Raw genomic sequence first — 25190 nt, 5'->3', positions numbered from 1 at the left:
AATTCGCGCCACGACGGTCACCGGAGACGCTGAAAATGGCAGTTGCACCGCATTTGATCAGCCGGATGCCCGCAGTTGCTTCGATTCGAGCCTCTGTCTTGATCCCGCTGGTGCAACAAATCGATAAAAGATCCGGGAAAACCGACCTTCTTCTGGCTTCGCACGGCATTCTGCGCTCGCAACTGGAAGATCCCTACGCTGTCCTGCCCATGGCGCGTTATGTCGCGCTGTTCGAGGATGCCGCGACGATAACAGGCGAACCGGCACTCGGAGCCCGCATGGCCACCGGTTTCAGGCCCGCCGATCTCGGCCCCATCGGCATGCTCTTCGCGCTCTCGCCGAACATTCGCAGCGCTTTCGAACGGCTGTCCAAATATGTGAACGCGTTGCAGGGCGCAACCAGTTCCGGCGTATTCGAGGAGAATGGCGATTTTGTCTGGAGCTACCGGATCGTCGACCCCAGCATGTGGCCGCGCCGGCAGGACAGCGAATTCACGATTGCCGCCTCCTGTCAGCTCGTCCGTTCGTGCTTCCGCCGAGGCTGGCGACCGATCGAAATCCAGCTCGAACATCACGCCCCACGCGATGCCGGCGTGCTGGAACGCATCTATGGCGCGCCCATCCTGTTCGGCCAATCCGGCAACCGCATCGTCATGAACAAGGCGGATGCCGATCGTGTCCACCGCTCGGAAGACAAAAGCCTGATCGAAATCCTGGAGCGGCACATCGGCGATCTGGTCAACGAGCCGGCGGCCGGCGAAGCTGTCAATGAAAAGGTCCAGGCCCTGATCGGCATCTATCTTGGCCGCAAACCGATCACGGTCGCAATCCTCGCCGCCGAACTGAAGATGTCGCCGCGAAGCCTGCAGCGTCGGCTGTCGGAGGAAGGCGTGTCGCTTCGCGATCTCGTTCGCCAACACCGCCAGACACTCGCCGCCCATTATCTCGGCGACCGACATGCCGCGCCGATGTCCGAGGTGGCGCGTGTGCTGGGTTATGCAGACAACACGGTGCTCTGGCGTGCGCTGCGGTCCTGGGAGAAGAAAGGGAACCACTCATCTTCGATCGATTGAACGAGGATGTACGGCAACGGAGATTGCCTGTTCGCCTCACCGCTGCTTATCAAGGAGTTTTCAGCAGCGCTCAACGCCCTTTGCCGCCAGGAGGTCGTCAACGGCTGTCGACGTCAGAAATTCCGACAATTGCCTCGTGGCTTCCGCGTCCGTTGCATCGGCGCTGATGCCGATGGCGAAGTCGATATAACTTTGGAGTTCTGCCGGAAACGGGCCGACAAGCATGACCTCGGGAGCGGCGGCGAGGATCGACGTCACGGGAACGACGCCCAGCTCGGCTTCCCCACGACCGACGGCCGCCGCCGTCTGCCCTCCGGATATGGTCACCAGCTTGGGCTTCACCTCATCGGCTATTCCCAGGCGTTCCAACAGACCGGAGAAATAGCCGCCACTGGTTCCGTCACTGGCGTAGGCGATCGATCCGGCGCTCTTCAACGTTTGTTTGAATGCTTCCACGGACCCTATGTCGAGCGGCGGGCTGCCGACCTTGGCAGCCACCCCCATTGCGATCCGGCCGAACGCGACCTCACTCCCCGCCCTGACTTTCCCTAGGGCTGTCAGTTCCTGAACCAGATTCGGATTGGTGATGACGAGGTCGAAGGGTTCGCCAGCTTCGATCTGCTTCTTGACGACAGGATTGAGCTCCCACTTGAGCGCAACTCTGTGCGCTGTGGCCGTTTCGTACCGGGATATGAGAGCAAGGACGGCGGGTCGAACCGCAATAGCGCCAAAAAGACGGACTTCCCGAGTCATATCAGAACTCCGCCTCTGATCTAACGATCTTGTCCAGCAGACCCTACGGCCCCGCCCCAAAAAACGCCAGCCGCGTGAAGATCGTATAGTCCGCTTCCGAAACCATCAACGCGACAAAAACCAGCACCAGCAGCGGCGGCAGCAGGATGGCGTAGACCAGCGCCAGCCGTTCCCAGGCCATGTGCATGAAGACGGCGACGATCAATCCGGCTTTCAGCATCATGAACACCAGGATCAGCGTCCACCTGAGATAGCTCTGGACGCCAAGATAATCGACCATATAGGACGCCGCGCTGAGCACGAAGAGCAGGCCCCAGACGAAGAAATAGAGCCCGATCGGGTGCTGCTGTCCGCTGTGTGCCTGTGCATGCGCCGTTTGGACTTGTGCATGCGCCGTTGTCTCGCTCATGACGACCTCACCACAGATAAAAGAATGCAAAGATGAAGACCCAGACCAGGTCGACGAAGTGCCAGTAGAGGCCCATGATCTCGACGGCCTCGTAGCGGCCTTTCCGGCTGGTGAAGAAGCCACGCCGTTCCACGTCGAAATCGCCGCGCCAGACCTTGCGGGCGACGATGAGGAGGAAGATGACGCCGATCGTGACATGGGTGCCGTGAAAGCCTGTTATCATGAAGAAGGTCGAGCCGAACTGCGCCGCCCCCCACGGGTTTTCCCAGGGGCGCACGCCCTCGGTGATCAGCTTCGTCCATTCGAAGGCCTGCATGCCGACGAAGCATGCGCCGAGAAGTGCTGTCAGCAGCATCAGCACCGCCGTCGTGCGGCGGTCGCGGCGATAGCCGAAATTGACCGCCATCGCCATGGTGCCGCTGCTCGAGATCAGCACGAAGGTCATGATCGCGATCAGGATCAACGGCACATCCTGGCCGCCGATATGCAGCGCGAAGACCTCGCTCGGATTGGGCCATGGTACGGGCGTCGATATGCGGGCGGTCATATAGGCGATCAGGAAACAACCGAAGACGAAGGTGTCGCTCAAGAGAAAGATCCACATCATCGCCTTGCCCCAGGAGGCGGTCTTGAAGGCGCGCTGATCCGAGCTGAAATCGGCGGCGACACCGCGAAGGCCTGATGGCTTGAGGTCAGCCCCACCATGTGTCTCGATAGTCTGTGCCATCTGCACCCCCTAGCTAATCAACGTGCGGCAGAGATCGACGAAATCGCTGGCCCAGCCGGCAAAAAGCGCGAAGAGCAGCAGCCAGACCGCAAGCATGAAATGCGAATAGATAGCCGAGAGATCGACGCTGAGGCTCAGCCTCTCCGGCGCGATATCGGCTGCGAAGGCCTTGACCGTCGTGTGCGCCAGCACCGCCAGCCCGCCGAGAATATGCAGGCCATGCAGCCCGGTCAGCATGTAGAAGAAGCTGTTGGCGGGGTTATCATCAAGCACGTAGCCTGCCGCGACCAACTCCCGCCATACCTGGATCTGCCCGGCGAGGAAGAAGACCGCAAGCGCAAGTGCCGTAACGAGCGCAGGCCGCAGGCTTTCCATGCGGCCATGCCGCACTTCGCGCTTAGCCCATTGCAGCGCCGCACTGCTCAAGGCCAGCGCCGCGGTGTTCACCCAGAGCAGGCGCGGAACCGGCATCCCCCACCAGTCGGCCGAGGCCGCGCGCATGAAATAGGCGCTGACGGCAAGGCTGAAGAGCGCGCCGACGACGCCGAGAAAGACGAAGAGACCGATCTTCACCGACGGCACCGGCGGCCGGTCGGTGCCGCCATGAACCGGCATCTGCACGGAGCCGGTCTCCAGCCAGGGCTTCGAGGTCAGCCGCTGCCCGGAGAGCCACCAGATCATGATGGCGGCGATGGCGGCCAGAAAGATCAGCACGACGCTCATGCCGGCGTCTCCCGGGTGACGCCAGCCGTTGCCGGCACATTCTGCGGAATGAAATCCTCGGCCGCGCCCGGCACGCTGTAATCATAGGCCCAGCGATAGACCACAGGCAGGTCTTTGCCCCAGTTGCCGTGCGCCGGCGGCGTCTCAGGCGTCTGCCATTCCAACGTCGTTGCCCGCCAGGGATTGCCGCCGGCCTCCCTGCCCCGGAAAAGGCTCCAGGCGAGATTGAACAGGAAGACCATCTGCCCGGCGCCCACGACCAGCGCCATGACTGTGATGAAGATGTTCAGCGTGTGGGCCGACGGCGGAACGAAGGCCGTCTCCCCCATCTCGAAATAGCGGCGCGGCACGCCGAGCAGACCGAGATAGTGCATCGGAAAGAAGATCGCATAGGTGCCGAGGAAGGTGATCCAGAAGTGGATATGGCCGAGCACGTCGTTCAGCATGCGCCCCGCCACCTTCGGATACCAGTGATAAATCGCCCCGAAGATGACGAGGATCGGCGCGACCCCCATGACCATGTGGAAGTGGGCCACGACGAACATCGTATCCGACAGCGGCACGTCGACGACGACATTGCCGAGAAACAGGCCGGTCAGCCCGCCATTGACGAAGGTGACGATGAAGGCGAGCGCAAAGAGCATCGGCAGCGTCAGGTGGATATCGCCGCGCCACAGCGTCAGCACCCAGTTGTAGACCTTGATCGCCGTCGGGATGGCGATGATCAGCGTCGTCGTGGCGAAGAAGAAGCCGAAGGCCGGGTGCATGCCGCTGACATACATGTGGTGCGCCCAGACGACGAAGCTCAACGCCCCGATGATGACGATCGCCCAGACCATCATGCGGTAGCCGAAGATATTCTTGCGCGCATGCGTGCTGATCAGGTCCGAGACGATGCCGAAGGCCGGCAGCGCCACGATATAGACCTCGGGATGGCCGAAGAACCAGAAGAGGTGCTGGAACAGGATCGGGCTGCCGCCGCCATGCTGGAGCTGCGTGCCCATCTCGACGATGGCGGGCATGAAGAAGCTGGTGCCGAGCACGCGGTCGAAGAGCATCATGACGCAGGCGACGAAGAGTGCGGGAAAAGCGAGCAGCGCCATCACGGTTGCGGTGAAAATGCCCCAGACGGTGAGCGGCATCCGCATCAGCGTCATCCCGCGCGCCCGCCCCTGCAGCACGGTTACCACATAGTTCAGCCCGCCCATCGTGAAGCCGATGATGAAGACGATCAGCGAGGTCAGCATCAGCAGGATGCCCCAGTCCTTGCCGCCTGGTGTGCCTGACAGAACGGATTGCGGCGGATAAAGCGTCCAGCCGGCCCCTGTCGGGCCGCCGGGGGCGAAGAAGCCTGCGGCGAGGATCAGCACCGCGAGCAGGTAGATCCAGTAGCTCAGCATGTTGGCGTAAGGGAAAACCATGTCGCGGGCGCCGACCATCAGCGGAATGAGGTAATTGCCGAAGCCGCCGAGGAAGAGCGCAGTCAGGAGATAGATCACCATGATCATCCCGTGCATGGTGATGAACTGGTAATAGTGATCGGCATCGATGAAGGTGAAATAGCCGGGGAAGGCGAGCTGAATCCGCATCAGCCAGGAGAGTACCAGCGCCACCAGGCCGATCGCGATGGCGGTAATCGAATATTGCACGGCGATGATCTTGGCATCCTGGCTGAACACATATTTCGTCCACCAGCTGTGTGGATGATAAAGCTCCACATCCTCGACTTCGGCGGATGGGATGCTGCCGGATGGAATCTCGACCATGATCTCTCTTCCTTCCCCCGCCGGTTCACCGAACCGGCCTGCGGTCTGCGACCACTGCACGGTTCAGTTTGCCGGCGGCAGCTCTCCCGATGACGCCGTCAACTGGGTGAATGTCTGCTGCTGCCCGAGCCAAGTCTGATAGTCCGCGTCGTTGTCGACGACGACGGTGCCGCGCATTTGCGGATGACCGACGCCGCAGAGTTCGGCGCAGAGGATCTCGAAGGTCCCCGTCCGCGTCGGCGTGAGCCAGAAGTAGGTGACCATGCCGGGGATCATGTCCATCTTGGCGCGAAACTCAGGCACGTAGAAATCATGGAGCACATCGACCGAGCGCAGCAACATGTGCACCGGCTTGCCGATCGGCAGATGCAGTTCGCCGCCTTCGATGATGATGTCGTCGAGGCCGCTTGCATCGTTCTTGTCGAGGCCGAGCGGGTTTTCGGGCGTAACGTCGCGCGTTTCGGCGCGGCCGAGCTTTCCGTCCGCCCCCGGCAGGCGGAAGCTCCACAGCCACTGCTGGCTGACGACCTCCACCGATGCGGCATCGGCGGGCACCGTGATGAACTGGTTCCAGACGATGAGGCCGGGCGCCAGCATGGCGGCGACGCCGACCGCCGTTCCCGAGGCGAGCATCACCTCCAGCCTGCGGTTTTCAGGCTCGTAATGCGCCTTGTTGCCCGGCTTATGCCGGAAGCGAAAGACGCAATAGGCCATGAACAAGACCACTGCCACGAAGACGATGCCGGTGATCCAGAAGGTGATGACGAGGGTGCTGTCGATATAGGTCCAGTTGGACGCGATCGGCGTCCACCACCACGGGCTCAGCACATGGAACAGCACGGAGCCGACGACAATCAGGACGAGGATCAGCACGACAGCCATTTCCGCTCCTCCTCGAGCAGGTTGACCCGTGAAACCGCATTCCGCAAAAAGTCCGTCTTTATTATCGCACAGATAGAAAATATCGGCAATTACGGCAATTTAGGCACCTGCCGCGCCGTTTCCACCCGTCATTTTGGAGTATGGCCCATCATTTGGAATATTGCTTGAGATAGGCGATGAGATCGGTGATCTCCTGATCGTCCTTCACGCCGACGAAGGCCATCTTCGTGCCCTTCACCTTCGCTTTCGGATTATGCAGATAGTCGCGCAGCACTGTCTCGTCCCAGACCAGACCGCCTTCGCCGGCCGCCTTCATTCCGGCCGAATAGGCGAAATCAGGATGCGTGCCGGCCTGTCGGCCGAATAACTTGTTCAGCGACGGACCGACCTTGTTCGTATCGGAATCGGCGACATGACAGGTTGCGCATTTCTTGAAAACGGCGGCACCCGCGGTCGCATCGCCCTCCTGCGCCCCGGCGCGACCGGGGGAAAGGGCAATCACGGATGTGGCAATCAGCAGAATAACACGATAGTCCATGGCAAACCTCATCCTCCTCAAGGTTGCCAGCCACTTGCACCCTCAGCAATCTCTCGCGTATGGGTAGTGGTTGTATGGCCTAAAGCTTAGTCCTTCGCGGCAGCAAGTCAATCGGCCCTACAATTGGAGCCATCTGAACGTAATCTGATACGAGGTGAACCCGGCGCGAATAAGCTGCCTGAGCTGCCGCTATTTGACCTATTGCCCGATCGAAAGCGCCTCCTCTACCGCCAGTTCGGCCATGGCAAGCGCCGCCTCTCGGGTCCTGGCGGCGGCGATGAATCGGCCGTTGTGGCAGAAGCTCGCGCCCTCTATGCCGCACGCCGCCTCCAATGCGCCATTGGTGAGCCCGGCCCAGGCCGCCGGCAGATCGGCCCTGAGCTCGAAACCATCCTCGGCGCGGCGGATGCCGGTCACGCACCAGTCCTTTTCGCGCGGGTGGACGACGAACAGCATATGATCGGCGCCTGCTTTCACGATAGCAGGCCGGAAGGGCATTCCCCTCGGCAATTCCAAAACACGCCCCTGCCCGGTAGCCTCGATTGCCTGATGCACGACCGCCTCGGCCCGCAATTTCGCAGCACTCTGCGCAATCCTGGCCTCGACGAAACTGCGGGCGATGGCAAGGGCCGCGTGGAAGGCACGGTCGTCGGCAGCGGGGTCGGCATCGTCGAAGACCGGTTTCAGCGTTTCCAGCAGAGCCGGCAGCGTCAACCCGGCCAGCGGCCCGGAGGGGCTGAGCGCGCCATTGTCCGTCAGGTCGACCGGCAGCACGAAACTGGCGTCGAAAGAACCATGCAGCGTCTCGACATGTGCTTCGGGAAGGCCGGAGGCTGCGAGATAATCACGGCCGTAATGCTTCCAGATCAGGCCGAAGGAACTGTAGGGCTGGCCATCGTCGCGCAACGGCGCGCCGCGCTGGTGGTGGTCGAATATCCCGGCGGCAGGGTCATAGGCGCCGCCGACATCGTAGATGATGCGTTCTTCGCCCGGCGTGATCCATTCCGGCGCCCGGCTGCGGACGATACGCGCCTGCGGGAAAAGCCGGGTCAGGATGACGCTCGACAGCAATTCGTCGGCATGGAAGCCACCGGAATGGGTGACGAGGAAATCGGGGATCATAAAAGGCCTTATCGTTCTCGGCGGGTTCGCCTAGGATCAGCACCAGATAGCGGTTGGCGGATATGACGACAAGTCTCTCTGGGATAAGGCTCTTGGACTTGGCCTTGATTATGTCTCGGATGCGTCATTTGCAACCCTCGCGAAACTGCCTATTCTGCCGCCACCAGAAGTGAATAGCGACATTTGCGAAAACGGAAGACGCAGCGTTTGGAGATTCCTCCGCACTTTCATGTTGCCGAAACATCAGGATGGCTTGTGAACCACCGCATGAACTCCGCCCTTCCCGGCTACCTCATGCTCAGTTCCAAGACCGATACCAACGATCTGTCGGATTTGTCTGAAGACGCTTTGGCCGAATTCGGCCCCTTGCTCGCAAGGGTTCAGAGCGCCCTGAAACGGAAATTGAATGCCCAGCGCGTCTATATCGGCCGATACGGGCACACGCCCGGTTATCCGATCCATTTCCATGTGATCCCGATATATGACTGGGTGGAGGAGTTGTTCTGGAAGGACGCTCGATATCGCCTGCTCCAGAGTTTTGCAGAGGGTCCGGGGGAAACCGCAACGGATGGCGCGGAACTGACGCTGTTTGTCTGGCGCGAATTCTGCGAACGCACAGAGCCGCCGCCCATCAGCGGGCCATCGGTCTCAGAGGTCATCAAGCTGTTGCGGGAGGCAATGCGGTTTTCGGCGCCTGAAGCCTAAGACAGCGCCGGTCCCGGCTGTCTTGCGACGAGCGCACGGCGCCAGGCCCGGAAGAAGGCCAGTGAGGTCATACCCCTCCTTAAGATCGAAATCCCCCGCCGTTCCTTAATCCATGACGTATTGGATATGATGCCGGCCATGCACGGCCGATTTCTGGACATGGGCGCGAACGCCGAAGACCCGGCCGATCATCTCCTCCGTCAGCACATCCTCCGGCGCGCCCGAGGCGATGACCTTGCCCTTTTGAAGTACCGCCAGGCTGTCGCAGAACATTGCCGCCAGGTTGAGATCGTGCAGCGCGACGATACAGGTGATACCGAGCTTCGAGATCAGCGAGAGAATGTCGAGTTGGTGCTGGATATCGAGATGGTTGGTCGGCTCGTCGAGCAGCAGTTCGCTCGGCGCCTGCGCCAGCGATCTCGCAATATGGACGCGCTGGCGCTCGCCGCCCGACAGTGTCTGCCAGAGCTGGCCTGCCCTCTCCCGCATGCCCGTCCGCGACAGCGCCTGGTCGACGGCAGCATCGTCTTCGGCGCCCCAGGACGACAACAGCCCGCGATGCGGGGTGCGGCCAAGCCGCACCACATCGCGCACTGTCAACTGCGTATCGGTCGTCGACTGCTGCTCGACGAAGGCGACGCGACGCGCAAGGGCTGCGCGCGACAGCGAGGAAATGTCGTCCTCGCCGAGCCTGATGACACCGCTGCGAACCTTGCGCAGCCGGCAGATCAATCTGAGAAGGCTCGACTTTCCGGAACCGTTCGGCCCGAGCAACCCGAGCACCTTGCCCCTTTTCACCGTCAGGCTGACGCCGTTGACAATGACGGTGTCGCCGGCGGCAAAGCTCACCTCGTCGACGTTGATGCTCATGCATTCCCTCGTACGCGATAGAGGATGACGGCGAAGGCCGGCGCGCCGAAGAGCGCGGTGACGACACCGATCGGCAGGATCTGCTGCGGTATGATGATGCGCGAAAGGATATCGGCGCCGACCATGTAGATGGCGCCGCCGAGCGCCGTTGCCGGCAGCAGCCGCCCATGGGCCGGCCCGACAAGGAAACGGGCGGCATGGGGTATGACGAGGCCGACGAAACCGATCGAGCCCACCATGCTGACGACGCTTGCCGTCATCGCCGCCGTCAGGGCGAACAGCACGATCTGGACGCGGCGCACGGCAATGCCGAGCGAGGCGGCGGCATCCGTGCCGAAGGCGAAGGCATCGAGCGCCCGCACATGGGCCATGCAGACGATGAAGCCGGCAAGCGCGATCGGCACCGAAAGGTAGACATCTGGCCAGCGTACGCCGCTGAGCGACCCCAGAAGCCAGAACAGGATGCCGCGCGCCTGCTCGGCATTCGCCGATGTCGTCACGATGTAGGAGGTGAGCGCGTTGAAGAGCTGCGAACCGGCGACGCCACACAGTATGATGCGTTCGCCGGTTCCCCCCGCACCCGTCGCCAGGAAGCCGACCAGCAAAAAGGCCATGACTGCGCCGATGAAGGCCCCGCTCGACAGGCCGAGAATACCGTAGCCGAAGCCGAGAATCATCACGCAGACGGCTCCCGTCGAGGCGCCGGCGGAGATGCCGAGCACATAGGGTTCGGCCAACGGATTGCGCAGCAGCGCCTGCAGGATGGCGCCGCAGAGCGAGAGCGACGCGCCGGCGCTGGCCGCGACGAGGGCGCGGCTCAGCCGATAATCCCAGACGATGCCCTGGTGGATGCGGCTGAGCTCGAAATCGGTTCCGAACAGGCGGTTCGAAACCGCCTCAGCCGTCGTCGCAAGCGGGATGGCAATCTCGCCGATGGAAACGGCGAGACTGATCATCAGTCCAAGAAGGAGAAGCGCGGCAATGGTGAGCGCGGCGAGCGCCCACCATCCCTGCCGCCTGAGCGATACTGTCTTCACTGTGCCAGGCCGAAGGACTTGATGCCCTTCGCCACTGTCTCGATGCCGTCGATCGTGCGGATCGTCGGGTTCATCGACTGCGCATCCATCATCACGAAGTGCCTGTTCCTGACGGCATCGAGTTCCCTGGTCACAGGGTCGTTCTCGAGAAAGTCAAGCTTGACCTTGGGATCGTCAGCCGCATAACGGCGGCGATCCATGGTCGCCAGCACGATCACCGCGGGGTTCGCCTGGGCGATGGTTTCCCAGCCGACCAGCGGCCATTCCTCTTCGGTTGTCACGACGTTCTTCGCGCCGATCGTCTTGAGGATATAGGCAGGTGCGCTGTTCTTGCCGGCAATGAAGGCGTCGCCGTTGACCTCCTTGCTGGAAAACCAGAAGACGACCGGCAGGCTCTTGCCCGTCGCGCCCGATATCGACGCCACGGCATCCGCCTCGCGCTTCCTCAGCTTGGAAATCAGCGCATCGCCGCGCTCCTTGACGTCGAAGATCTCCGAGAGTTCAGCGATTTCCCGGTAGATCAGGTCCATCGTGAACAGCTCCCCACGCACACCGTCGCCGCCATCGGTGTTGACCTTGGCGACGCAATCGGCCGGCGCGAGATAACTATTGATCCCGAGATCCTTGAACTGCTCCCGCTTGCCGACGGAGCCCTGCGCGCCGACATGCCATTCGAACTCGGCCGCCACGAGGTCGGGCTCCTGCCCGACGACGGATTCGAAGCTCGGATCGTTGTCGGCGAGGCGTTTTATCTTGCTGTTGGCCTCGGCATATTGCGGCAGGACAGGGCCAACCCAGACGGCGGTTCCGGCGATCTTGTCGGCAAGGCCGAGCGAGAACAGAATTTCAGTCATGCCCTGGCCGATCGAAACGATCCTGGCGGGCGCCTTCTGGAACGTCACCTGCTGGCCGCAATTGCTGACGGTCAGGGGATATTGGGTCGCGGCCAAGCTTGGTGCCGCAAGGCCGGCCAGCCCGAAGGTAAATGTCATGATGGCGAGAAATTGACGCATGAAAACCTCGATGATGGGAAAACAGGCACGGCCGCGCCGCGCGCATATACGCAACGCTGAAGTCACGCTGACGCGTAGACTAGCCGCGGGAGGCCCAATCGAGACGGATGCATGCCGATATCAGGCGAAGGTTCAGAAGGACAATCATGTCTGTTCCTTGTCCGGGCATCCCCGCCCGGTTGATTGGATCGCGATTGACGGCAGGTCTCCTGGCTTGCGGATATCCGTCTTTCATCCGCCTTCCCGCAATATCCGCAGTGGCGTGGCCTTTAGGCCAAGGGCATGATCGCTCCGCGATCAACCCCGAGATCGACAATCCGCTTACAGTTGCGGGGGCAGCCACGGTCTCGGTCCCTACTGGGTCGTCCTCACCGTGTTCCCTATTAATCCCCTTGGAGTCATCTTCAGGGAACCGTCTCCCCCAGTTACGTCGCCTGCCCGCGCGCCGTCAATGATTATTCAGAGGGCGCCGCACCACCGGCGGATAAATATATCGCGCGCATGGCTGCGCGCCGCCGTTCGGTGCGCAAACTGCCGGTGGCGGTCGGTTGACATTGCGGCGAAAAGCGCTTCCTTGCGATAAACTGCCTTGCCTATGAAGCAGTCGGGGAACATGGGTGCCGGCTGCTATTGGTGGGGATGACTTCGCCGGGGCTGCTATAGGAAGCACGCTTTGAACGATGCGGCGGTTGCCAGGGCCGCCCCGTCACAACGCATCCAGCGGAATCTTCAGATACCGCCGGCCGTTCTCCTCCGGCTCGGGCAGCCGCCCGCCGCGGATATTGACCTGCAGCGCGTGCAGCATCAGCTTCGGCTTCGGCAGCGTGCGGTCGCGCGCCTGGCGCAGCGCCACAAAGCCGGCCTCGTCGATGCCCGATATATGCGGATTGGCGCGCTTCTGGGCGGCAACCGTGCTTTCCCAGCGCGGGTGGCGGCCACCCGGCTGATAGTCGTGACCGGAAAACAGCCGGGTCTCCTCGGGCAGCGACAGGATCGCCTGGATCGTGTGCCAGAGGGCGCTGGCGCTGCCGCCCGGGAAATCCGTGCGGGCGGTGCCGGAATCCGGCGTGAACACCGTATCGTGCACGAAGGCGGCGTCGCCGATCACATAGGTGATCGAGGCGAGGGTGTGCCCGGGCGAAAACATCACGCGGGCCTTGAGCGTGCCGATCTCGAACGTCTCGCCATCGGCAAACAGCCGGTCCCATTGCGAGCCGTCGGTCGCGAGCGCCGGCCAATTGTAGATCTCCTTCCAGAGCGCCTGCACGTCGGTGACATGGGCGCCGATCGCCGTCGGCGCACCGGTCTTTCCCTTGAGGTAATACGCAGCGGAGAAATGATCGGCATGCGGATGCGTGTCGAGGATCCACTCGACCGTCAGCCCTTCGCTCTCGATATGGGCGAGGATGGCGTCGGCATTGGCCGTGCCCGTCGCCCCCGACATCTCGTCGAAATCGAGCACCGGGTCAATGATGGCGCAGCGTTTCGTCGCCGGGTCGGAAACGACATATTGCACACTGCAGGTGCGGGGCTCGAAGAAGGCCTTCACATGAGGTACCTGCCCTGCCCGCTTCTCCAGCCAGCGCCGCGCGCCGGCAAGATCGAAGCCGAGGCCTTGACCAAAGGCCTCGACATCCCCGGACTTCATCCGCCCGTCCAGCGCCTCGCCCAGCGCATAAAGCGTCAGCGCCCGTGTGCCGCTCTTGCAATGGGCGACGACCGGCCCCTTCGCCTCAGCTATCGCCGCCTGAAAGGCGCGGATATCGGCCTCGGTAATCTCGGCCCCCTTCACCGGCACGAAGCTGTAGGCGAGCCCGGCGGCGGCGGCTGAAGCCTTCTCCGCTGCATTACCGGGTTGCCCCGGCTCCTCGCCATCCGGCCGGGCATTGATGACGGCGGCAAAGCCGTCTGCCGCGAAAGCACCAAAGTCCGCGGCGCCGGGCTGCCCCGTCACCGATATCAGCTCATTGACCCTCACGGATGTCATCGAAGCCCCCGCGCTGCCCTCATCAGGCATTATCGCATGTATATCGACACAATCTCACAAGTATATTGCCGAGCGCAAGAATAGACCACTTGTCGCATCCCCGAGCTTGCCGCCGGCCCGCAAAGCCTGACGAAACCGGCGGGAGAGGCTCCTCATACTTCCGCCCGGCCCGGCTCCTCCGGTCAAAACGACAGCGTCGCAGCGCCCTCCTTGATCTCGGCATGCATGGCGCTGGCGCCGACGATGACGACACCGTCGAGCATGTCCTCCTGCGTGTAACCGCGCGAGGTCACGCAGGGCGGGCAGGCCCAGATCGTGCCGCCGCGCTGCTGGAAATTCTCGATCAGCATCGACAGCGGATCAAGCGGCGGCACATGTGTCATGCGCTGGCCACCCTTGCGCACCAGATCGATCCCGGTGCTGGTGAGGAACACCGAGACCTTCAGCCCGGCGGTGATGCCGCCATTGGCAATGGTGAAGGCGACGGAGGACAGTTCGGATTCGATGCCCTTGGTGATGAGCACGACCAGTTTGTCGCTTTGAGTTTGCATAGTATTCTCCCAGTGAATTGAAATGAACGCTCACCACGAGTGAGCGAGAACACCATAGGAGGGTGCGCGGGGCGCGTATTTGGCCGGGATGCGTGAAGCCTTGTCCGAAAATCCAGGCGTTGCGGGTGTCGTGCGCGACGACGTGTTGTCGGCGCTGCTTTCGACGATCCGCCTGTCGGGATCGCTGCAGTTCTGCTTCATGCCGACGGGCGACTGGCAGACGGATGCCGCGCCGGCCTTAGCAAACCTCTCGGCCAAGGCTTCGGGCACGATGCCTTTTCACATCGTCGTGGCCGGCAGCTGCTGGCTGAAGACGGAAGGGGAAGAGACCGATCTGGAGGCCGGAGACGTGCTGGTCTTCCCCTTCGGCACCGGACATCAGCTCGGCGCGGGAAGGGACGGCATGCTGGTGCTGCCGACGCGCGACCTGCCGCAGAAGCCCTGGCGTGAGATTCCCGTGCTGCGCTATGGCGAGGCGGCGCAAAGGGTGCGGCTGCTCTGCGGCTATCTGCAATGGGACGGCTTGAGCTTTGCGCCGCTGCACCAGGCGCTGCCGAAAATGATCCATGTCAGGACACGGGCCGTCAATGACGGCGACTGGTTGCGCGCCACCATCCGCCAGATGATCGAGGAGGTCGACAGGCCGCGCGCCGGCGGAGTTTCCATGCTGCCGCGGCTGACTGAAATCGTGTTCATCGAGATCCTGCGCCATCAGATCATGATGGCCGAACCGCGCTCGGTCGGCTGGCTGGCAGCCCTTGCCGACCCCGCGCTGTCGCGCTGTCTCTCCCTCATTCACGACGATCCCAGACACGACTGGTCGCTGGAGGACCTCGCCTCAGCCTCCGGCCTGTCGCGCAGCGCCCTCGCCGACCGCTTCCAGGCGATGCTCTCGACCTCGCCCATCCGCTATATCAGGGACTGGCGGCTCTACCTCGCAAGTGTCGCCCTCGCCACCTCAGGTCAGCCTATCGCAACAATCGCCTACGACGCCGGCTACGCCACCGAAGCCGCCTTCAATCGCGCCTTCTCTCGCGCCTTCGCCACCCCGCCGGCGACGTGGCGGGCGATGGCGCGGGCCCAGAGTGTGATCGGCTCGGACAAGGTTGGCATGAGGAAGCCGCAACACTCATGGGTGGAAAAAATCAAAGGATGCGCTAATTAGAAGCACCATCAAAATCGGGAGCGCGCCTTGGATTCCGAATCCCCTCAGCCACTCACAACTCGCTTTCCTGTCGGTGGCGGGGAAATTGGCCGACTGATCCAGACCCGCGACTGGAGCAAGACGCCGCTCGGTCCTCTCGATCTCTGGCCGCAAAGTCTGAAGACGGCCACCAACATGCTCCTGCTCTCACCCGTGCCGATCGTTCTTCTCTGGGGCGAGGACGGCGTGATGATCTATAACGACGCCTATTCCGTCTTCGCCGGCAGCCGCCATCCGGATCTTCTCGGTTCCAAGGTCCGCGAGGGCTGGAGCGAAATTGCCGACTTCAACGACAATGTCATGAAAGTTGGGCTGTCCGGTAAAACGCTCGCCTACGAAAACCAGGAACTGACGCTGTTGCGCCACGGCAGCCCGGCTCCTGCCTGGATGAACCTCGACTATTCGCCCGTCCTCGACGAAAGTGGCAAACCCGCGGGCGTCATCGCGATCGTCGTCGAAACGACGAAAAGCGTCCTTGCCCAGCGGCGGCTGCGCGAGAGCGAAGAGCGGTTCAGGGCGTTCACTACGGCCACGACCGATATCGTCTATCGCATGAGCGCCGACTGGAAGGAGATGCAGCAGCTCGACGGTCGCAACGTTCTTGCCGACACCGCCAATCCGACTGTCGCCTGGCAGGAGGCCTATTTGTTTCCCGAGGACATTCCGGCGATCCAGGCGGTGATCGACGAGGCGATATCAAGCAAGGGTGTTTTCGAATGCGAGCATCGCGTCCGGCGGGCCGACGGCAGCACCGGGTGGGTGTTGTCACGGGCTGTTCCACTCCTGAACGACGCAGGCGCCATCGTCGAATGGTTTGGGGCCGCGACCGATATCACCGAGCGGCGACGCAAGCAGCAGCAGCTGGAACTTGTCGTTCATGAGCTCAATCATCGCGTTAAGAACAATCTGGCGATGGTGCAGGCTTTTGCGTACCGCACCTTCCGGGATGCCGACGACATCCCGCGTGCACTGGACAGTTTCACGGCGCGGCTGGTGTCGCTCGGCCGTGCCAATGATCTGCTGACGGGAGAACTGTGGAGCAGCGCGTCCCTGAAACAGACGCTCGACCAGGCGACAGTTCCGCATAGGCCGGATGGCGGGCGATGGGAGCTCACCGGAGACGATATCCGGGTTTCCGCAAAGACGGCGCTGGCGCTGACCATGGCCTTTCATGAACTCGGCACAAATGCCGTGCGCCACGGCGCATGGTCGAGTGATGGCGGCGCCGTCCGCGTCAGATGCTCCCTTCAAATCATCGACGACGGAACGCAACGCTACCGCATAGACTGGGACGAACATGGCGGACCGCCGGTGGAACAACCGAAGCGGAAGGGGTTCGGCACGGTCCTCATCCAGCGCGGCCTTGCCGCGGAGACGGGAGGCAATGTGGAGATTTCGTTTGCCGAACGGGGTTTTTCCTTCCGTCTCGACGCTCCGGCAGACCGTCTCCGGAACGAATGACATGGCCAAGCGTGTACTTGTCGTTGAAGATGAAATGACCATCGCCATGATGATCGAGGACATGCTGATGGACCTCGGTCACGAGGTCGTGGCGACCGCCGCGCGTTTGCCCTCGGCGCTGGAGGTTGCCGCCGATGGCAATCTCGATTTCGTCGTTCTCGATGTAAACCTCGCCGGCCATAAGTCATTTCCGGTGGCGGCGGTCCTTCAGCAGCGCGGTATCCCCTTCGCCTTCGCAACCGGATATGGGCCAGCGGGTATCGATCCCGCCTTTGCCGGCCGGCCGGTGCTGACCAAGCCATTCACATCAGCCGATCTCGCCGCCGTCATCGAAACCGTCAGCTGAGACCCAAGAGGGCCGACGCCCAAGTCCAAGAGCCGCCCCAATGAGACATGTTGTGGCGGGCGATGGCGAGGGCCGAACTGGATTCGATCGACACCCAGATGATCGATCAGCGCGGTTGCGGGCCCGTCAATCCGAGCGCCAGCGTAATGTCGTTGATGATCCCCAGTCGCGCTTCGATCACCGCGATTTTCTCAGGCGTATCGGCACTGCAAGCCTCGATATCGATGAACATTTGCTCGCAGCCGCCTGGCGTCACCGTGCCGAACATCTGGCCGGGTTCGTCGCCTATGTTTCGCCAGCTGTGCGGGACATGTGGCGGCAGAACGACGACGGTTCCCACAGGCGCGTCGAACGCTTCGTCGCCGCATTGGAATCGATAGAGCCCCCGGATGACCCGAAAGACTTCCGTCTCCCGCGTATGCGTGTGGGGAGCCGGACCATGACCCGGCGGTGTGAAGGTTTCCCACATGCCGAACGCGCCGCCGGTCTCGGCGGCCGTCGCATGAATGATGATCCTCGCGCCAAAGGGCGTCCTCGCCAGGCGCTCCTTGCCGGGTAAAGAGACGACGGCGTTCCTGAAACTTGACATACCCACCTCCCCTCGATTGCAATCTTTGGGCGGAGCCTGCCCCTCACCCTTGCGACGCCGGCTGATTGAGCATCGCTTCGATATTGTATCCGTCGGGATCGAGAACGAAGCAGGCATAATAGTTCTCTTCATATTCCGGCCGCGGACCGGGCGCGCCGTTGTCCCTCGCACCGGCTTCAAGCGCGGCTCGATAAAACGCCTCGACCTCCGCCCTGCTTTGGACCCGGAAGGCAACGTGCACACGCGTCAGAGGCGGCTTGTCGTCGGTGTGCTGGATCTCGAACAGACTGCCGCCGACATCGAAGGCCCAGAACACGCCCTCCTTCCCGAAGGTACGGCGATAGCCGAGGGGGGCGAGAGCACGTTCATAAAACAGCTTGCTCTTCTCGAGGTCACTCACTGCGATGGTGATATGATCAATCATGCCGTGCATCCCTATCGTTCCATCATCCCATCATAGGCGAAATCGCCGCGGCGGAAAAACAGACGACTGCTGGCGAAGGATGGATGCCAGATCAGCGGCCCTTGCCCCAACGGCGCGGGCTCGCCCATACCTCGTCTGCCACCTGCCCGCCGGACAGCAAAAGCCCCGCCAATCATTGACGGGGCTGTGCATGTTGAAAATCGGCCTGCATTACATCCTGGGAAGAATCAATGATCGCCTTCTGCAAATCGAATCCGCGCTTGCGTTTTGGATCCTTATGCCATCGACCTGCAGCCGACGCATCCGCGCAGCGGAATTTTCCGACTAGCGCATCGACATCAACTTCGTCATCAGCCCTGCCTTGATCTCGATCACAGGGCGATTGATCTGGGGATGGCCGAGTTTATCCCGGGGATAGCCGATGTCCCTCAGTTGATCCGGCGTCAGGTCCGCCATTGCCTTCCGTCTTACGACGCTCAGCCGCCACGTCCTCAGGGCGGCGACGATGATTGCTACGGCGTTCGGCTTGGCCCCGAACAACTGTCCTTTCGGCGCGCTGATGCCGGCATGCGTTTCCATGTGAGCCATTTTTCCGTCTCCCATTTTTCAGATTTGCAAGTGGGAGCCTGCCACGCCGGTGTTTTCGCGCCGTTCGGCTGAGCGTGAACGGGCGGGAAAACTTCGACAAGCCGCCGCTAAATCGGTGTTAAATCTGTCTGCCGAGATGTTAATCTGCGGTGGCGGTCGAAATCTGGGAGACGGTCTGTGCGCATCAGGTTGCTGGGTGGCCTCGAAGTGACGTCCCGGGAGCACCGGCAGGTCCGCTTCACCACGCGCAAAACGTCGCTTCTCTTTGCTGCCCTGGTGCTCGCCGGCCACCGCGGTCATCGCAGGGAACCGCTTTCCGAAGCCTTTTGGCCGGGACGAGGCAGTGATCAAGCTCGCAATAGTCTCCGGCAAGCGCTCGTCGATATCAGGCGATCGTTTCCAGCCGGCGGGGATGCCACCATCTACATCGATGGGGATCAAGAGACCATCGCGCTGATAACAGGTCCTGAAGAGACCGACATTTCGATCTTCGACCGTAAACTCGAGGCGGGCCGGACGGCCGATCTCGCCTTCGCCGCCGATCTCTATCGCGGCGAGGTGTTGGCAGGCGAAGCCATTCCGGACGGGCTGGATGAGTGGTTTCGACCCTACCGGAGCACATATCAACGGAAGGCGCTGCAGCTCGTGGAGCGACTGAGCCTCGCATTCTCCGAGCCGGGTTCCGGGGAAGAATCGGCCTGCGAAAGGCTCGCCGAAAGGCTATTGGCTGCGGACCCGACCATCGAGGGCGCCCATCGGGCACTGATACGGATACACACTCTCAGGGGTCACGAAAACGCCGCCCTGCGCCAGTTCGAAGCCTGCCGGGCATTGTTGAGGAAGCATCTTCAGGCAGAACCCGAGGCAGAAACCTCCTCCTTGGCTGCTTCGCTGCAATCGCGGCAGGGATCCGAATATCAGCGGAGCGCACCTGGCCCCGACCTCGTACCGCAGCCGCAGGCCATCTCAGCGCCGGCGAAACATCACGATCGGCCATCGGTTGCCGTATTGCCGTTTCAGAATCTGAGCGGCGACGCGGAGCAGGAATATTTCGCCGACGGCATCGTCGAGGACATCACCATCGCGCTTGCTCAATTCCGCCACCTCTACGTCATCGCGCGGAATTCGAGCTTCACCTACAAAGGTCAGGCGGTCGACATAAAGCAGGTCGGGCGCGAGTTGGACGTCCGCTACGTGGTCGAAGGAAGCGTGCGCCGGACGGGTGACCGCCTGCGCATCGCAGGCCAGCTCATCGACACCTCGACCGGTGCGCACCTTTGGGCCGATCGTTTTGATGGAACCCTGGCGAATGTCTTCGATCTTCAGGATCAGGTCGCCTCGAGCATCGTCGGCGCCATAACGCCGAAAGTGGAGGAGGCTGAGATCGAGCGTGCCAAACGCAAGCCGACCGAGAGCCTCGACGCCTACGACTACTATCTCCGCGGCCTGGCGGCCTTCGACCGGACCATCACCAGCAGATCGGTCGTCGACGAAGCCTTGCGGCTGTTCATGAAGGCGATCGAGCGCGACCCGGAATTCGCCATAGCCCATGCCCGGGCGGCGCGGTGTTACGCCACACGAAAGAGCAACGGCTGGATGGTCAATCCCGCAGAGGAAACTGCCGAAGCCACCCGACTGGCGAGGAGAGCTGTCGAACTCGGCTGGGACGATGCAGTTACGCTCTCCTACGGTGGATATGTCATCGGTTATGTCGGCGGGGACCTCGACGGCAGCGCGGCCTGTATCGATCGCGCGGTCTTTCTCAACCCGAACCTCGCCGCAGCACTCGGCGTCAGCAGCTGGGTGAAGGCGTGCCTGGGCGAGCCTGATATGGCCGTCGAACACGCCGCCCTTGCCATGCGCTTGAGCCCTTTGGATCCACGCCTGTTTGCCTGGCAGTTCAACACCGGGCTCGCGCATTTTTGCGCCGGCCGCTATGACGACGCTACAGCCTGGGCAGGAAAATCGCTACGCCACCAGCCGAACTACCCGAGCGCCATGCGCGTGATGGCGGCGGGCCAGGCCATGGCCGGGCGGATTGGCCAAGCCCAGGAAACGGTCGCTCGCCTGTGCCTGATGGATCCCGCGCTCCGGCTTTCCAACCTCGCCGACGTGCTCCCACCGTTCCGGCGGCCCGACGATCGTGCACGCTATATCGAGGCTCTCAGGATGGCGGGACTGCCGGCGTAGCGCCGTCCTCCGAGGATCGTCTCTGATCCAACGGAGATGCATTTATGAACCCAACTCATAAGCCCATGCCGATATCACCGGCTAATCGATACCAGCCTTTGCCCTTAGCTTACGACCGAACCTGAGGAGGACATCCGCATGATCAAACGTAGGCTGGGCCAAAGAGGCCCTGATGTATCGGCGATCGGTTTCGGCTGCATGGGACTGAACTACCATCGCGGGCCGGCGGTGGAGCGCGGCGATGCCATTGCGCTCTTGCGGGCGGCGCACGAGCGGGGCGTGAGTTTCTTCGACACGGCAGAGGCCTACGGGCCGTTCACCAACGAGGATCTTGTCGGCGAGGCGCTGGCGCCGATCCGTGATGAGGTGGTGATCGCGACGAAATTCGGCTTCAAGGATGGCCGGCCGGAAGTCGGCCTGGATAGCCGGCCGGAACGCATCCGTGTGGTCGCAGAAGAAGCCCTCAAGCGGCTTCGCACCGATCGCATCGATATCTTCTACCAGCATCGGGTCGACCCTGCAGTACCGATCGAAGAGGTGGCAGGCACGGTGAAGGATCTGATCGGCGCCGGTAAAGTGCTGCATTTCGGCCTATCCGAAGCCGATGCCGGCTCTATCCGCCGCGCCCATGCCGTGCAGCCGGTCTCCGTGTTGCAAAGCGAATATTCGTTATGGTGGCGCAACCCCGAAGCGGAAATCCTGCCCGTCCTCGAAGAACTCGGAATCGGCTTCGTGCCCTATAGCCCGCTCGGCCGTGGCTTCCTCACCGGCAAGATGGATGAGAACACCAGTTTCGAAGGCGGCAACGACCACCGCAAGACCAATCCGCGCCTTTCGGCCGAAAACCGCAAGGCAAACCAGCCGGTGGTCGATGCAATCGAGGCGATTGCCGGCCGCAGAAACGCGACCGCGGCCCAGATCGCCATCGCCTGGCTGATGGCCCGCAAGCCCTGGATCGTCCCCATTCCCGGCACCACCAAGCTGCACCGGCTGGAAGAAAATATCGCCGCCGCCGACATCACCTTCACATCGGAAGAACTGGCTGAGATCGACGCGGTGTTCTCAGGCATCGAGATCCACGGCGACCGCTACTCCGCAACGTCGGCAGCCCGCGTCACGCGGTGAGCCGACGACACCGAGTTCGATGCGACAGCACGAACATCCTTGTCCCTCAATGCGCCGGCGTCCGATGGATGCAGGGAGTGGCGCCTTCAGTCGTCAACCGTAAATCCCCATGCCGACGGCTCTATCAATTCGCGCGGCGGGAGCATTTCGTTGATGTCGACGGGACGGCGTTTGACCTCGACGGCGGTGTAGAATTCACCGTCCCCCATACCGAAATGCAGTTCCACTTTCAGGGGCACGCCATCCGGCGTCAAACATTCCATTCTGATCGCGTCTGCCGCGTCGGGCGTCATGTTGAACCAGGCGCAGGATTCACCAAGGTGATTATCCCTACGTTTCATGTCCGCATGGCCTGTTTCAGCGTCGAATTGATTGAACGGTCGTGCGGGATCAAGCGGTGAACGGAAGGCTTGAAGACTATATTCGCGCTTGGAGTAAATGACATTGATTCCCTGATTTTCGAGGTCGTTCCAAACCTTGAACCGCACCGATCCGTCCTTGCCGCGACGCTCTTCAGCTTGCCAGGGATAATGTCTGAATATTCTGAGGTCTGAGTCTATCCCCGCCATTCTGGCTTCAAAATCGACGAGCGCGGCGGGTCTGTCCGGATAGTACCTGAGCGGCTTCAGCCAGAACCCGGGGTCGAAAAGCCTCTTCGGGGGCAGGACTTCGGAATCGGCAACAGGTGTTCGCTCGAGCTTGACCAATTGCGTTTCGGTCATAGGCTCCTTGAGCTCCTTGCTACTGAGCAATACCCTTGTGCCAATTTCAATGCCGTCACCTGACAGGCAACTGAGCCAGAGCGGTTCGGACGTGCTACTGTGCGAGGCCTTGCGGGTGATCTCCGACCATTTGCAAGCTTCACCAGCCTGATTGTCCGCGTCCCCGGTGTCCCTCGCTTCCCGCGGCGTGGTCTTGTCGATGAAGATCCCCGTAAAGTCCTCGTCACCGGTCTTTGTTGCCCACAACAAAACGTTATCGCGGGCGCTTCCATAGGCAATGCGTGTCCTATTGCTTATGACCTCCTCGACCCGGGTCCAGCCATCGTGATGGACGACCGAACGCCAATATTCCTTCGGCTCATGATAGGCCTCTCGAACGGTCATTGACGCCCTGTAGTCCGGAACATTTCCGCTGGCGGAAAACGGGACCCCGCCGGCATCACTGGTGCCGGCCGGAAGCACCCCAGCGCCGCCCGCGAGTAAGAAGACCCACGCCACGACCCGTCTTTTCAAGATTGCACCTCGCCAATGTCTACAAGCAGAACAACTGCCAAATCAAAGCTTTGCACTCTGATTGACTCTCAAGAAAAATCCAATATTCATTCAAGCAAAAGTTGAGGGTTTATAAGTGAAAAGCATCTTTGCATATTCGATATTGGCAGCGGCGGTGATTTCGCTTTCGAGCTGCACGACAACCTCCGACAGCTTCAGACGCGAGTCCGCATCATTAACGGTACGCAGTGGTGAAAGGACGAGAGCGGGCCAAGTCTGGCGTATCCACAGCGATTGCAGCCTCGCCGATTACCCGCCTACGCATATCATCGAGCAGCCCAAGCATGGGCGTCTCCAGATTGTCCATGAACCGATATTTCCCCACGAAGCAAAGGGAAAACTGGCAAAATGCCGGACGGTCAAGGTGGGAGGCGTTGCTGGTTATTATACATCAAAGCCAGGCTACATCGGCAGTGACAGGTTCGTTGTCAGGTTCCCTGTTGGAGACGGGGAGATCAAGGAGATGGTGTTGAACGTGAGCGTCATGCAATAGCAGGCTGTTGAGATGGGGGTGGCGGTCTGCCACATCGAGCCATCACCTCCGAGAAAGTCACAAAACCACCTGCGAGAGGACGCGCCAACCGCTCTTCCGTCATGCTTGGGCTTGTCCCGAGCATCTGCATCCGGCGCCGCAGATCCTCGGCACAAGGCCTGACATGACGAAGAGCGGGGCGGCGTTCGCGTCAAACTTAAACCGCCCGCGAGAAAACGCGGACGGTTGCATTATCGTGCGGCATCCGCCTCAAGTGCGGATGATCAGTCCTGCCCCTGCAGGCGGTCCATCACCTGCAGCAGCAGATCCGCGCAGGCCTTCATCGGTTCGTCCTCGGCGCATTTCAGATCGATCCGGGTGTTTCCATCCTCGATCCGGAAATGCGCTGCCTTCGATGGCGGTAGCGGTGGCGGGCGATGACCGCGGAAGCCACGGAAGCCCATATCGCCTCTCCGACCATGCCAGCGGAAATCCGGGCGATCTCCCGGCCTCGCGTCCGGCCGGTCCGTCATCTGCTCATCGTCATCAGGAGCGGACGGAGACGGCGGCGGAGGCGGCGAGCCGGGTTCAGCCGCTGCGGGCGGAGTCGCGGCGGATGGCGGAGCCGGCGGCTGCTGGGCGAAGGCGGTGCCGGCCAGTGCGGCAAGGGCAAGGCCTGATAGCAGAAGTCGTTGCATGGAAACGTTCCTTTCGGAGTTATGAGGCGTGTCTGTTAACACCGCAGCGCGGCTTTGGTTCACGCCCGTCACGGCCTGTGATCGAAATCTGCAAACCGTCTGTGCAGAGGACCTTTCGGCGGACGCAGCGCTTCGGTTCGTCCGTCCTGGCGAACGAGGTAACTCGCATGCACAAAGCCGTCGTCGAAGCGGCCCTGGACGGTGACGGCCTCATCCTGGGTGACGAGTGCGCCACCCTCGCCGGCCCGACCGGTCTCAACAAGCGCCTTGCCGCTGTCGTCCTGCAGCACGAACTTGTTGCCGTAGATCTCGGCGACCTTGCCCTTGATGGTGACGAGGCTCGATACCGGCATGGTCGAAATCGCCACCGGCGTCATCGGCGCCATTTCGGGCGTGGGACGCATCATCTTCACGGCGCCGGCACCACCGGCAGCACCGATAACAAGCGCCACTGCGGCTGATATGACAGGGATCGCCAGCCGGCGCCGGCGGTGTCCTCGCGGCATCGGCGCGGCGGCACCTTCGGGATGTCCGTTGTCCTGGTTTTCATCAGGCATATATCTGCTCCTTGCTTCAGTAATGGCCGCAATCTAACCGCGACACCCCCTCGCCTGCCTGAACCTCTCCGTTCAGATTGAGTTAAGCTCGGCCCGATAGCTTTGG

Annotated in this window: 26 protein-coding genes and 1 riboswitch; of the genes, 7 read left to right on the top strand and 19 right to left on the bottom strand. The window is 61.8% G+C overall.

Annotation, left to right across the window (positions count from 1 at the left end; genetic code table 11):
• The first annotated feature begins 35 nt into the window (after positions 1-35).
• Positions 36-1073 (top strand): AraC family transcriptional regulator, encoded by a 1038-nt coding sequence (locus FHT75_RS04010; protein ID WP_063475150.1) that lies wholly within the window; start codon positions 36-38, stop codon positions 1071-1073.
• Between the two features lie 60 nt (positions 1074-1133).
• Here FHT75_RS04010 and FHT75_RS04005 read toward each other — a convergent pair whose 3' ends face one another.
• The 8 genes from FHT75_RS04005 to FHT75_RS03970 all read right to left on the bottom strand — a co-directional run bounded on the left by FHT75_RS04005 (position 1134) and on the right by FHT75_RS03970 (position 7993).
• On the bottom strand, positions 1134-1826 hold the full coding sequence (locus FHT75_RS04005; RefSeq protein WP_063475151.1) for a molybdate ABC transporter substrate-binding protein: 693 nt from the start codon (positions 1824-1826) through the stop codon (positions 1134-1136).
• Positions 1827-1869: 43 nt separating this feature from the next.
• Positions 1870-2235 (bottom strand): cytochrome C oxidase subunit IV family protein, encoded by a 366-nt coding sequence (locus tag FHT75_RS04000; protein WP_063475152.1) that lies wholly within the window; start codon positions 2233-2235, stop codon positions 1870-1872.
• Positions 2236-2242: 7 nt separating this feature from the next.
• A complete protein-coding gene (locus tag FHT75_RS03995; RefSeq protein WP_063475153.1) occupies positions 2243-2962 on the bottom strand; it encodes a heme-copper oxidase subunit III family protein in 720 nt (239 codons plus the stop codon).
• Between the two features lie 9 nt (positions 2963-2971).
• Positions 2972-3685 (bottom strand): cytochrome c oxidase subunit 3, encoded by a 714-nt coding sequence (locus FHT75_RS03990; RefSeq protein ID WP_097630419.1) that lies wholly within the window; start codon positions 3683-3685, stop codon positions 2972-2974.
• Positions 3682-5451, bottom strand: a complete 1770-nt coding sequence (locus FHT75_RS03985; RefSeq protein ID WP_097594245.1) for a cytochrome c oxidase subunit I — start codon at positions 5449-5451, stop codon at positions 3682-3684. The genes FHT75_RS03990 and FHT75_RS03985 overlap by 4 nt, the downstream gene beginning before the upstream one ends.
• 63 nt (positions 5452-5514) lie before the next feature.
• Positions 5515-6333, bottom strand: coding sequence for a cytochrome c oxidase subunit II (locus tag FHT75_RS03980; protein WP_063475156.1), 819 nt, complete (start codon positions 6331-6333; stop codon positions 5515-5517).
• Between the two features lie 148 nt (positions 6334-6481).
• A complete protein-coding gene (locus tag FHT75_RS03975; RefSeq protein WP_097542266.1) occupies positions 6482-6871 on the bottom strand; it encodes a c-type cytochrome in 390 nt (129 codons plus the stop codon).
• A gap of 198 nt (positions 6872-7069) precedes the next feature.
• Positions 7070-7993, bottom strand: a complete 924-nt coding sequence (locus FHT75_RS03970) for an MYG1 family protein (RefSeq protein ID WP_097630421.1) — start codon at positions 7991-7993, stop codon at positions 7070-7072.
• Between the two features lie 207 nt (positions 7994-8200).
• On the opposite strand from FHT75_RS03970, the gene FHT75_RS03965 reads away from it, so the two are divergent.
• On the top strand, positions 8201-8698 hold the full coding sequence (locus FHT75_RS03965) for an HIT family protein (protein WP_097594243.1): 498 nt from the start codon (positions 8201-8203) through the stop codon (positions 8696-8698).
• A 105-nt stretch (positions 8699-8803) separates the two neighbouring features.
• Here FHT75_RS03965 and FHT75_RS03960 read toward each other — a convergent pair whose 3' ends face one another.
• The 5 genes from FHT75_RS03960 to FHT75_RS03940 all read right to left on the bottom strand — a co-directional run bounded on the left by FHT75_RS03960 (position 8804) and on the right by FHT75_RS03940 (position 14156).
• Positions 8804-9568: an ABC transporter ATP-binding protein gene (locus FHT75_RS03960; protein ID WP_097594242.1), complete on the bottom strand. Its 765-nt coding sequence runs from the start codon at positions 9566-9568 to the stop codon at positions 8804-8806.
• The gene (locus FHT75_RS03955; protein WP_047610579.1) at positions 9565-10605 is read right to left on the bottom strand and encodes a FecCD family ABC transporter permease; all 1041 of its coding nucleotides are present in this window, start codon (positions 10603-10605) and stop codon (positions 9565-9567) included. Before FHT75_RS03955 ends, FHT75_RS03960 begins: the two co-directional genes overlap by 4 nt.
• Entirely contained in the window at positions 10602-11618 is a 1017-nt protein-coding gene (locus FHT75_RS03950; protein ID WP_063475162.1) for an ABC transporter substrate-binding protein, read from the bottom strand. Before FHT75_RS03950 ends, FHT75_RS03955 begins: the two co-directional genes overlap by 4 nt.
• Positions 11619-11799: 181 nt before the next feature.
• Positions 11800-12050: riboswitch (cobalamin riboswitch) on the bottom strand.
• 274 nt (positions 12051-12324) lie between these two features.
• A complete protein-coding gene (gene blh, locus FHT75_RS03945; protein ID WP_063475163.1) occupies positions 12325-13605 on the bottom strand; it encodes a bifunctional sulfur transferase/dioxygenase Blh in 1281 nt (426 codons plus the stop codon).
• A 182-nt stretch (positions 13606-13787) separates the two neighbouring features.
• The gene (locus FHT75_RS03940) at positions 13788-14156 is read right to left on the bottom strand and encodes a DsrE family protein (protein ID WP_063475164.1); all 369 of its coding nucleotides are present in this window, start codon (positions 14154-14156) and stop codon (positions 13788-13790) included.
• A gap of 88 nt (positions 14157-14244) precedes the next feature.
• Here FHT75_RS03940 and FHT75_RS03935 point away from each other — a divergent pair, with 88 nt between their 5' ends.
• The 3 genes from FHT75_RS03935 to FHT75_RS03925 are packed head-to-tail and all read left to right on the top strand — an operon-like array spanning position 14245 to position 17167.
• Entirely contained in the window at positions 14245-15321 is a 1077-nt protein-coding gene (locus FHT75_RS03935) for an AraC family transcriptional regulator (protein ID WP_245294581.1), read from the top strand.
• A gap of 27 nt (positions 15322-15348) precedes the next feature.
• Positions 15349-16821, top strand: a complete 1473-nt coding sequence (locus FHT75_RS03930) for a sensor histidine kinase (RefSeq protein ID WP_063475165.1) — start codon at positions 15349-15351, stop codon at positions 16819-16821.
• A 1-nt stretch (position 16822) separates the two neighbouring features.
• Entirely contained in the window at positions 16823-17167 is a 345-nt protein-coding gene (locus tag FHT75_RS03925) for a response regulator (RefSeq protein ID WP_047610589.1), read from the top strand.
• A gap of 106 nt (positions 17168-17273) precedes the next feature.
• Here FHT75_RS03925 and FHT75_RS03920 read toward each other — a convergent pair whose 3' ends face one another.
• The 3 genes from FHT75_RS03920 to FHT75_RS03910 all read right to left on the bottom strand — a co-directional run bounded on the left by FHT75_RS03920 (position 17274) and on the right by FHT75_RS03910 (position 18768).
• The gene (locus tag FHT75_RS03920) at positions 17274-17756 is read right to left on the bottom strand and encodes a cupin domain-containing protein (protein ID WP_063475166.1); all 483 of its coding nucleotides are present in this window, start codon (positions 17754-17756) and stop codon (positions 17274-17276) included.
• A 43-nt stretch (positions 17757-17799) separates the two neighbouring features.
• Positions 17800-18180, bottom strand: a complete 381-nt coding sequence (locus FHT75_RS03915) for a VOC family protein (protein WP_047611701.1) — start codon at positions 18178-18180, stop codon at positions 17800-17802.
• A gap of 324 nt (positions 18181-18504) precedes the next feature.
• Positions 18505-18768, bottom strand: coding sequence for a hypothetical protein (locus tag FHT75_RS03910; protein WP_047610594.1), 264 nt, complete (start codon positions 18766-18768; stop codon positions 18505-18507).
• A 177-nt stretch (positions 18769-18945) separates the two neighbouring features.
• On the opposite strand from FHT75_RS03910, the gene FHT75_RS03905 reads away from it, so the two are divergent.
• Both FHT75_RS03905 and FHT75_RS03900 read left to right on the top strand, forming a co-directional pair.
• Positions 18946-20958 carry a BTAD domain-containing putative transcriptional regulator gene (locus tag FHT75_RS03905; protein WP_063475167.1) on the top strand — a complete coding sequence of 671 codons (2013 nt, stop codon included), beginning with the start codon at positions 18946-18948 and terminating at the stop codon, positions 20956-20958.
• A 138-nt stretch (positions 20959-21096) separates the two neighbouring features.
• Complete coding sequence (locus FHT75_RS03900) at positions 21097-22083, top strand: aldo/keto reductase (protein WP_063475168.1); 987 nt, start codon at positions 21097-21099, stop codon at positions 22081-22083.
• Positions 22084-22169: 86 nt separating this feature from the next.
• Here FHT75_RS03900 and FHT75_RS03895 read toward each other — a convergent pair whose 3' ends face one another.
• The 3 genes from FHT75_RS03895 to FHT75_RS03885 form a co-directional block, all read right to left on the bottom strand.
• Positions 22170-23318, bottom strand: a complete 1149-nt coding sequence (locus FHT75_RS03895) for a hypothetical protein (protein WP_210294331.1) — start codon at positions 23316-23318, stop codon at positions 22170-22172.
• A gap of 795 nt (positions 23319-24113) precedes the next feature.
• Complete coding sequence (locus FHT75_RS03890; protein WP_047610598.1) at positions 24114-24527, bottom strand: hypothetical protein; 414 nt, start codon at positions 24525-24527, stop codon at positions 24114-24116.
• 68 nt (positions 24528-24595) lie between these two features.
• On the bottom strand, positions 24596-25084 hold the full coding sequence (locus FHT75_RS03885) for a hypothetical protein (RefSeq protein WP_063475170.1): 489 nt from the start codon (positions 25082-25084) through the stop codon (positions 24596-24598).
• Between the last annotated feature and the right edge of the window lie 106 nt (positions 25085-25190).

Source organism: Rhizobium sp. BK112, assembly GCF_014193215.1.
In the GTDB taxonomy this organism is placed as follows: Bacteria; Pseudomonadota; Alphaproteobacteria; order Rhizobiales; family Rhizobiaceae; genus Rhizobium; species Rhizobium anhuiense.
Note: the sequence above shows the minus strand (reverse complement) of the source record. Positions and strands in the feature narration are given on the sequence as shown.

Coding starts and splice junctions, on each gene's coding strand:
- FHT75_RS04010 (WP_063475150.1), top strand. CDS start 36: ATGGCAGTTGCACCGCATTTGATCAGCCGGATGCCCGCAGTTGCTTCG.
- FHT75_RS04005 (WP_063475151.1), bottom strand. CDS start 1,826: ATGACTCGGGAAGTCCGTCTTTTTGGCGCTATTGCGGTTCGACCCGCC.
- FHT75_RS04000 (WP_063475152.1), bottom strand. CDS start 2,235: ATGAGCGAGACAACGGCGCATGCACAAGTCCAAACGGCGCATGCACAG.
- FHT75_RS03995 (WP_063475153.1), bottom strand. CDS start 2,962: ATGGCACAGACTATCGAGACACATGGTGGGGCTGACCTCAAGCCATCA.
- FHT75_RS03990 (WP_097630419.1), bottom strand. CDS start 3,685: ATGAGCGTCGTGCTGATCTTTCTGGCCGCCATCGCCGCCATCATGATC.
- FHT75_RS03985 (WP_097594245.1), bottom strand. CDS start 5,451: ATGGTCGAGATTCCATCCGGCAGCATCCCATCCGCCGAAGTCGAGGAT.
- FHT75_RS03980 (WP_063475156.1), bottom strand. CDS start 6,333: ATGGCTGTCGTGCTGATCCTCGTCCTGATTGTCGTCGGCTCCGTGCTG.
- FHT75_RS03975 (WP_097542266.1), bottom strand. CDS start 6,871: ATGGACTATCGTGTTATTCTGCTGATTGCCACATCCGTGATTGCCCTT.
- FHT75_RS03970 (WP_097630421.1), bottom strand. CDS start 7,993: ATGATCCCCGATTTCCTCGTCACCCATTCCGGTGGCTTCCATGCCGAC.
- FHT75_RS03960 (WP_097594242.1), bottom strand. CDS start 9,568: ATGAGCATCAACGTCGACGAGGTGAGCTTTGCCGCCGGCGACACCGTC.
- FHT75_RS03950 (WP_063475162.1), bottom strand. CDS start 11,618: ATGCGTCAATTTCTCGCCATCATGACATTTACCTTCGGGCTGGCCGGC.
- blh (WP_063475163.1), bottom strand. CDS start 13,605: ATGACATCCGTGAGGGTCAATGAGCTGATATCGGTGACGGGGCAGCCC.
- FHT75_RS03940 (WP_063475164.1), bottom strand. CDS start 14,156: ATGCAAACTCAAAGCGACAAACTGGTCGTGCTCATCACCAAGGGCATC.
- FHT75_RS03935 (WP_245294581.1), top strand. CDS start 14,245: ATGCGTGAAGCCTTGTCCGAAAATCCAGGCGTTGCGGGTGTCGTGCGC.
- FHT75_RS03925 (WP_047610589.1), top strand. CDS start 16,823: ATGGCCAAGCGTGTACTTGTCGTTGAAGATGAAATGACCATCGCCATG.
- FHT75_RS03920 (WP_063475166.1), bottom strand. CDS start 17,756: ATGTCAAGTTTCAGGAACGCCGTCGTCTCTTTACCCGGCAAGGAGCGC.
- FHT75_RS03915 (WP_047611701.1), bottom strand. CDS start 18,180: ATGATTGATCATATCACCATCGCAGTGAGTGACCTCGAGAAGAGCAAG.
- FHT75_RS03910 (WP_047610594.1), bottom strand. CDS start 18,768: ATGGCTCACATGGAAACGCATGCCGGCATCAGCGCGCCGAAAGGACAG.
- FHT75_RS03900 (WP_063475168.1), top strand. CDS start 21,097: ATGATCAAACGTAGGCTGGGCCAAAGAGGCCCTGATGTATCGGCGATC.
- FHT75_RS03890 (WP_047610598.1), bottom strand. CDS start 24,527: ATGCAACGACTTCTGCTATCAGGCCTTGCCCTTGCCGCACTGGCCGGC.
- FHT75_RS03885 (WP_063475170.1), bottom strand. CDS start 25,084: ATGCCTGATGAAAACCAGGACAACGGACATCCCGAAGGTGCCGCCGCG.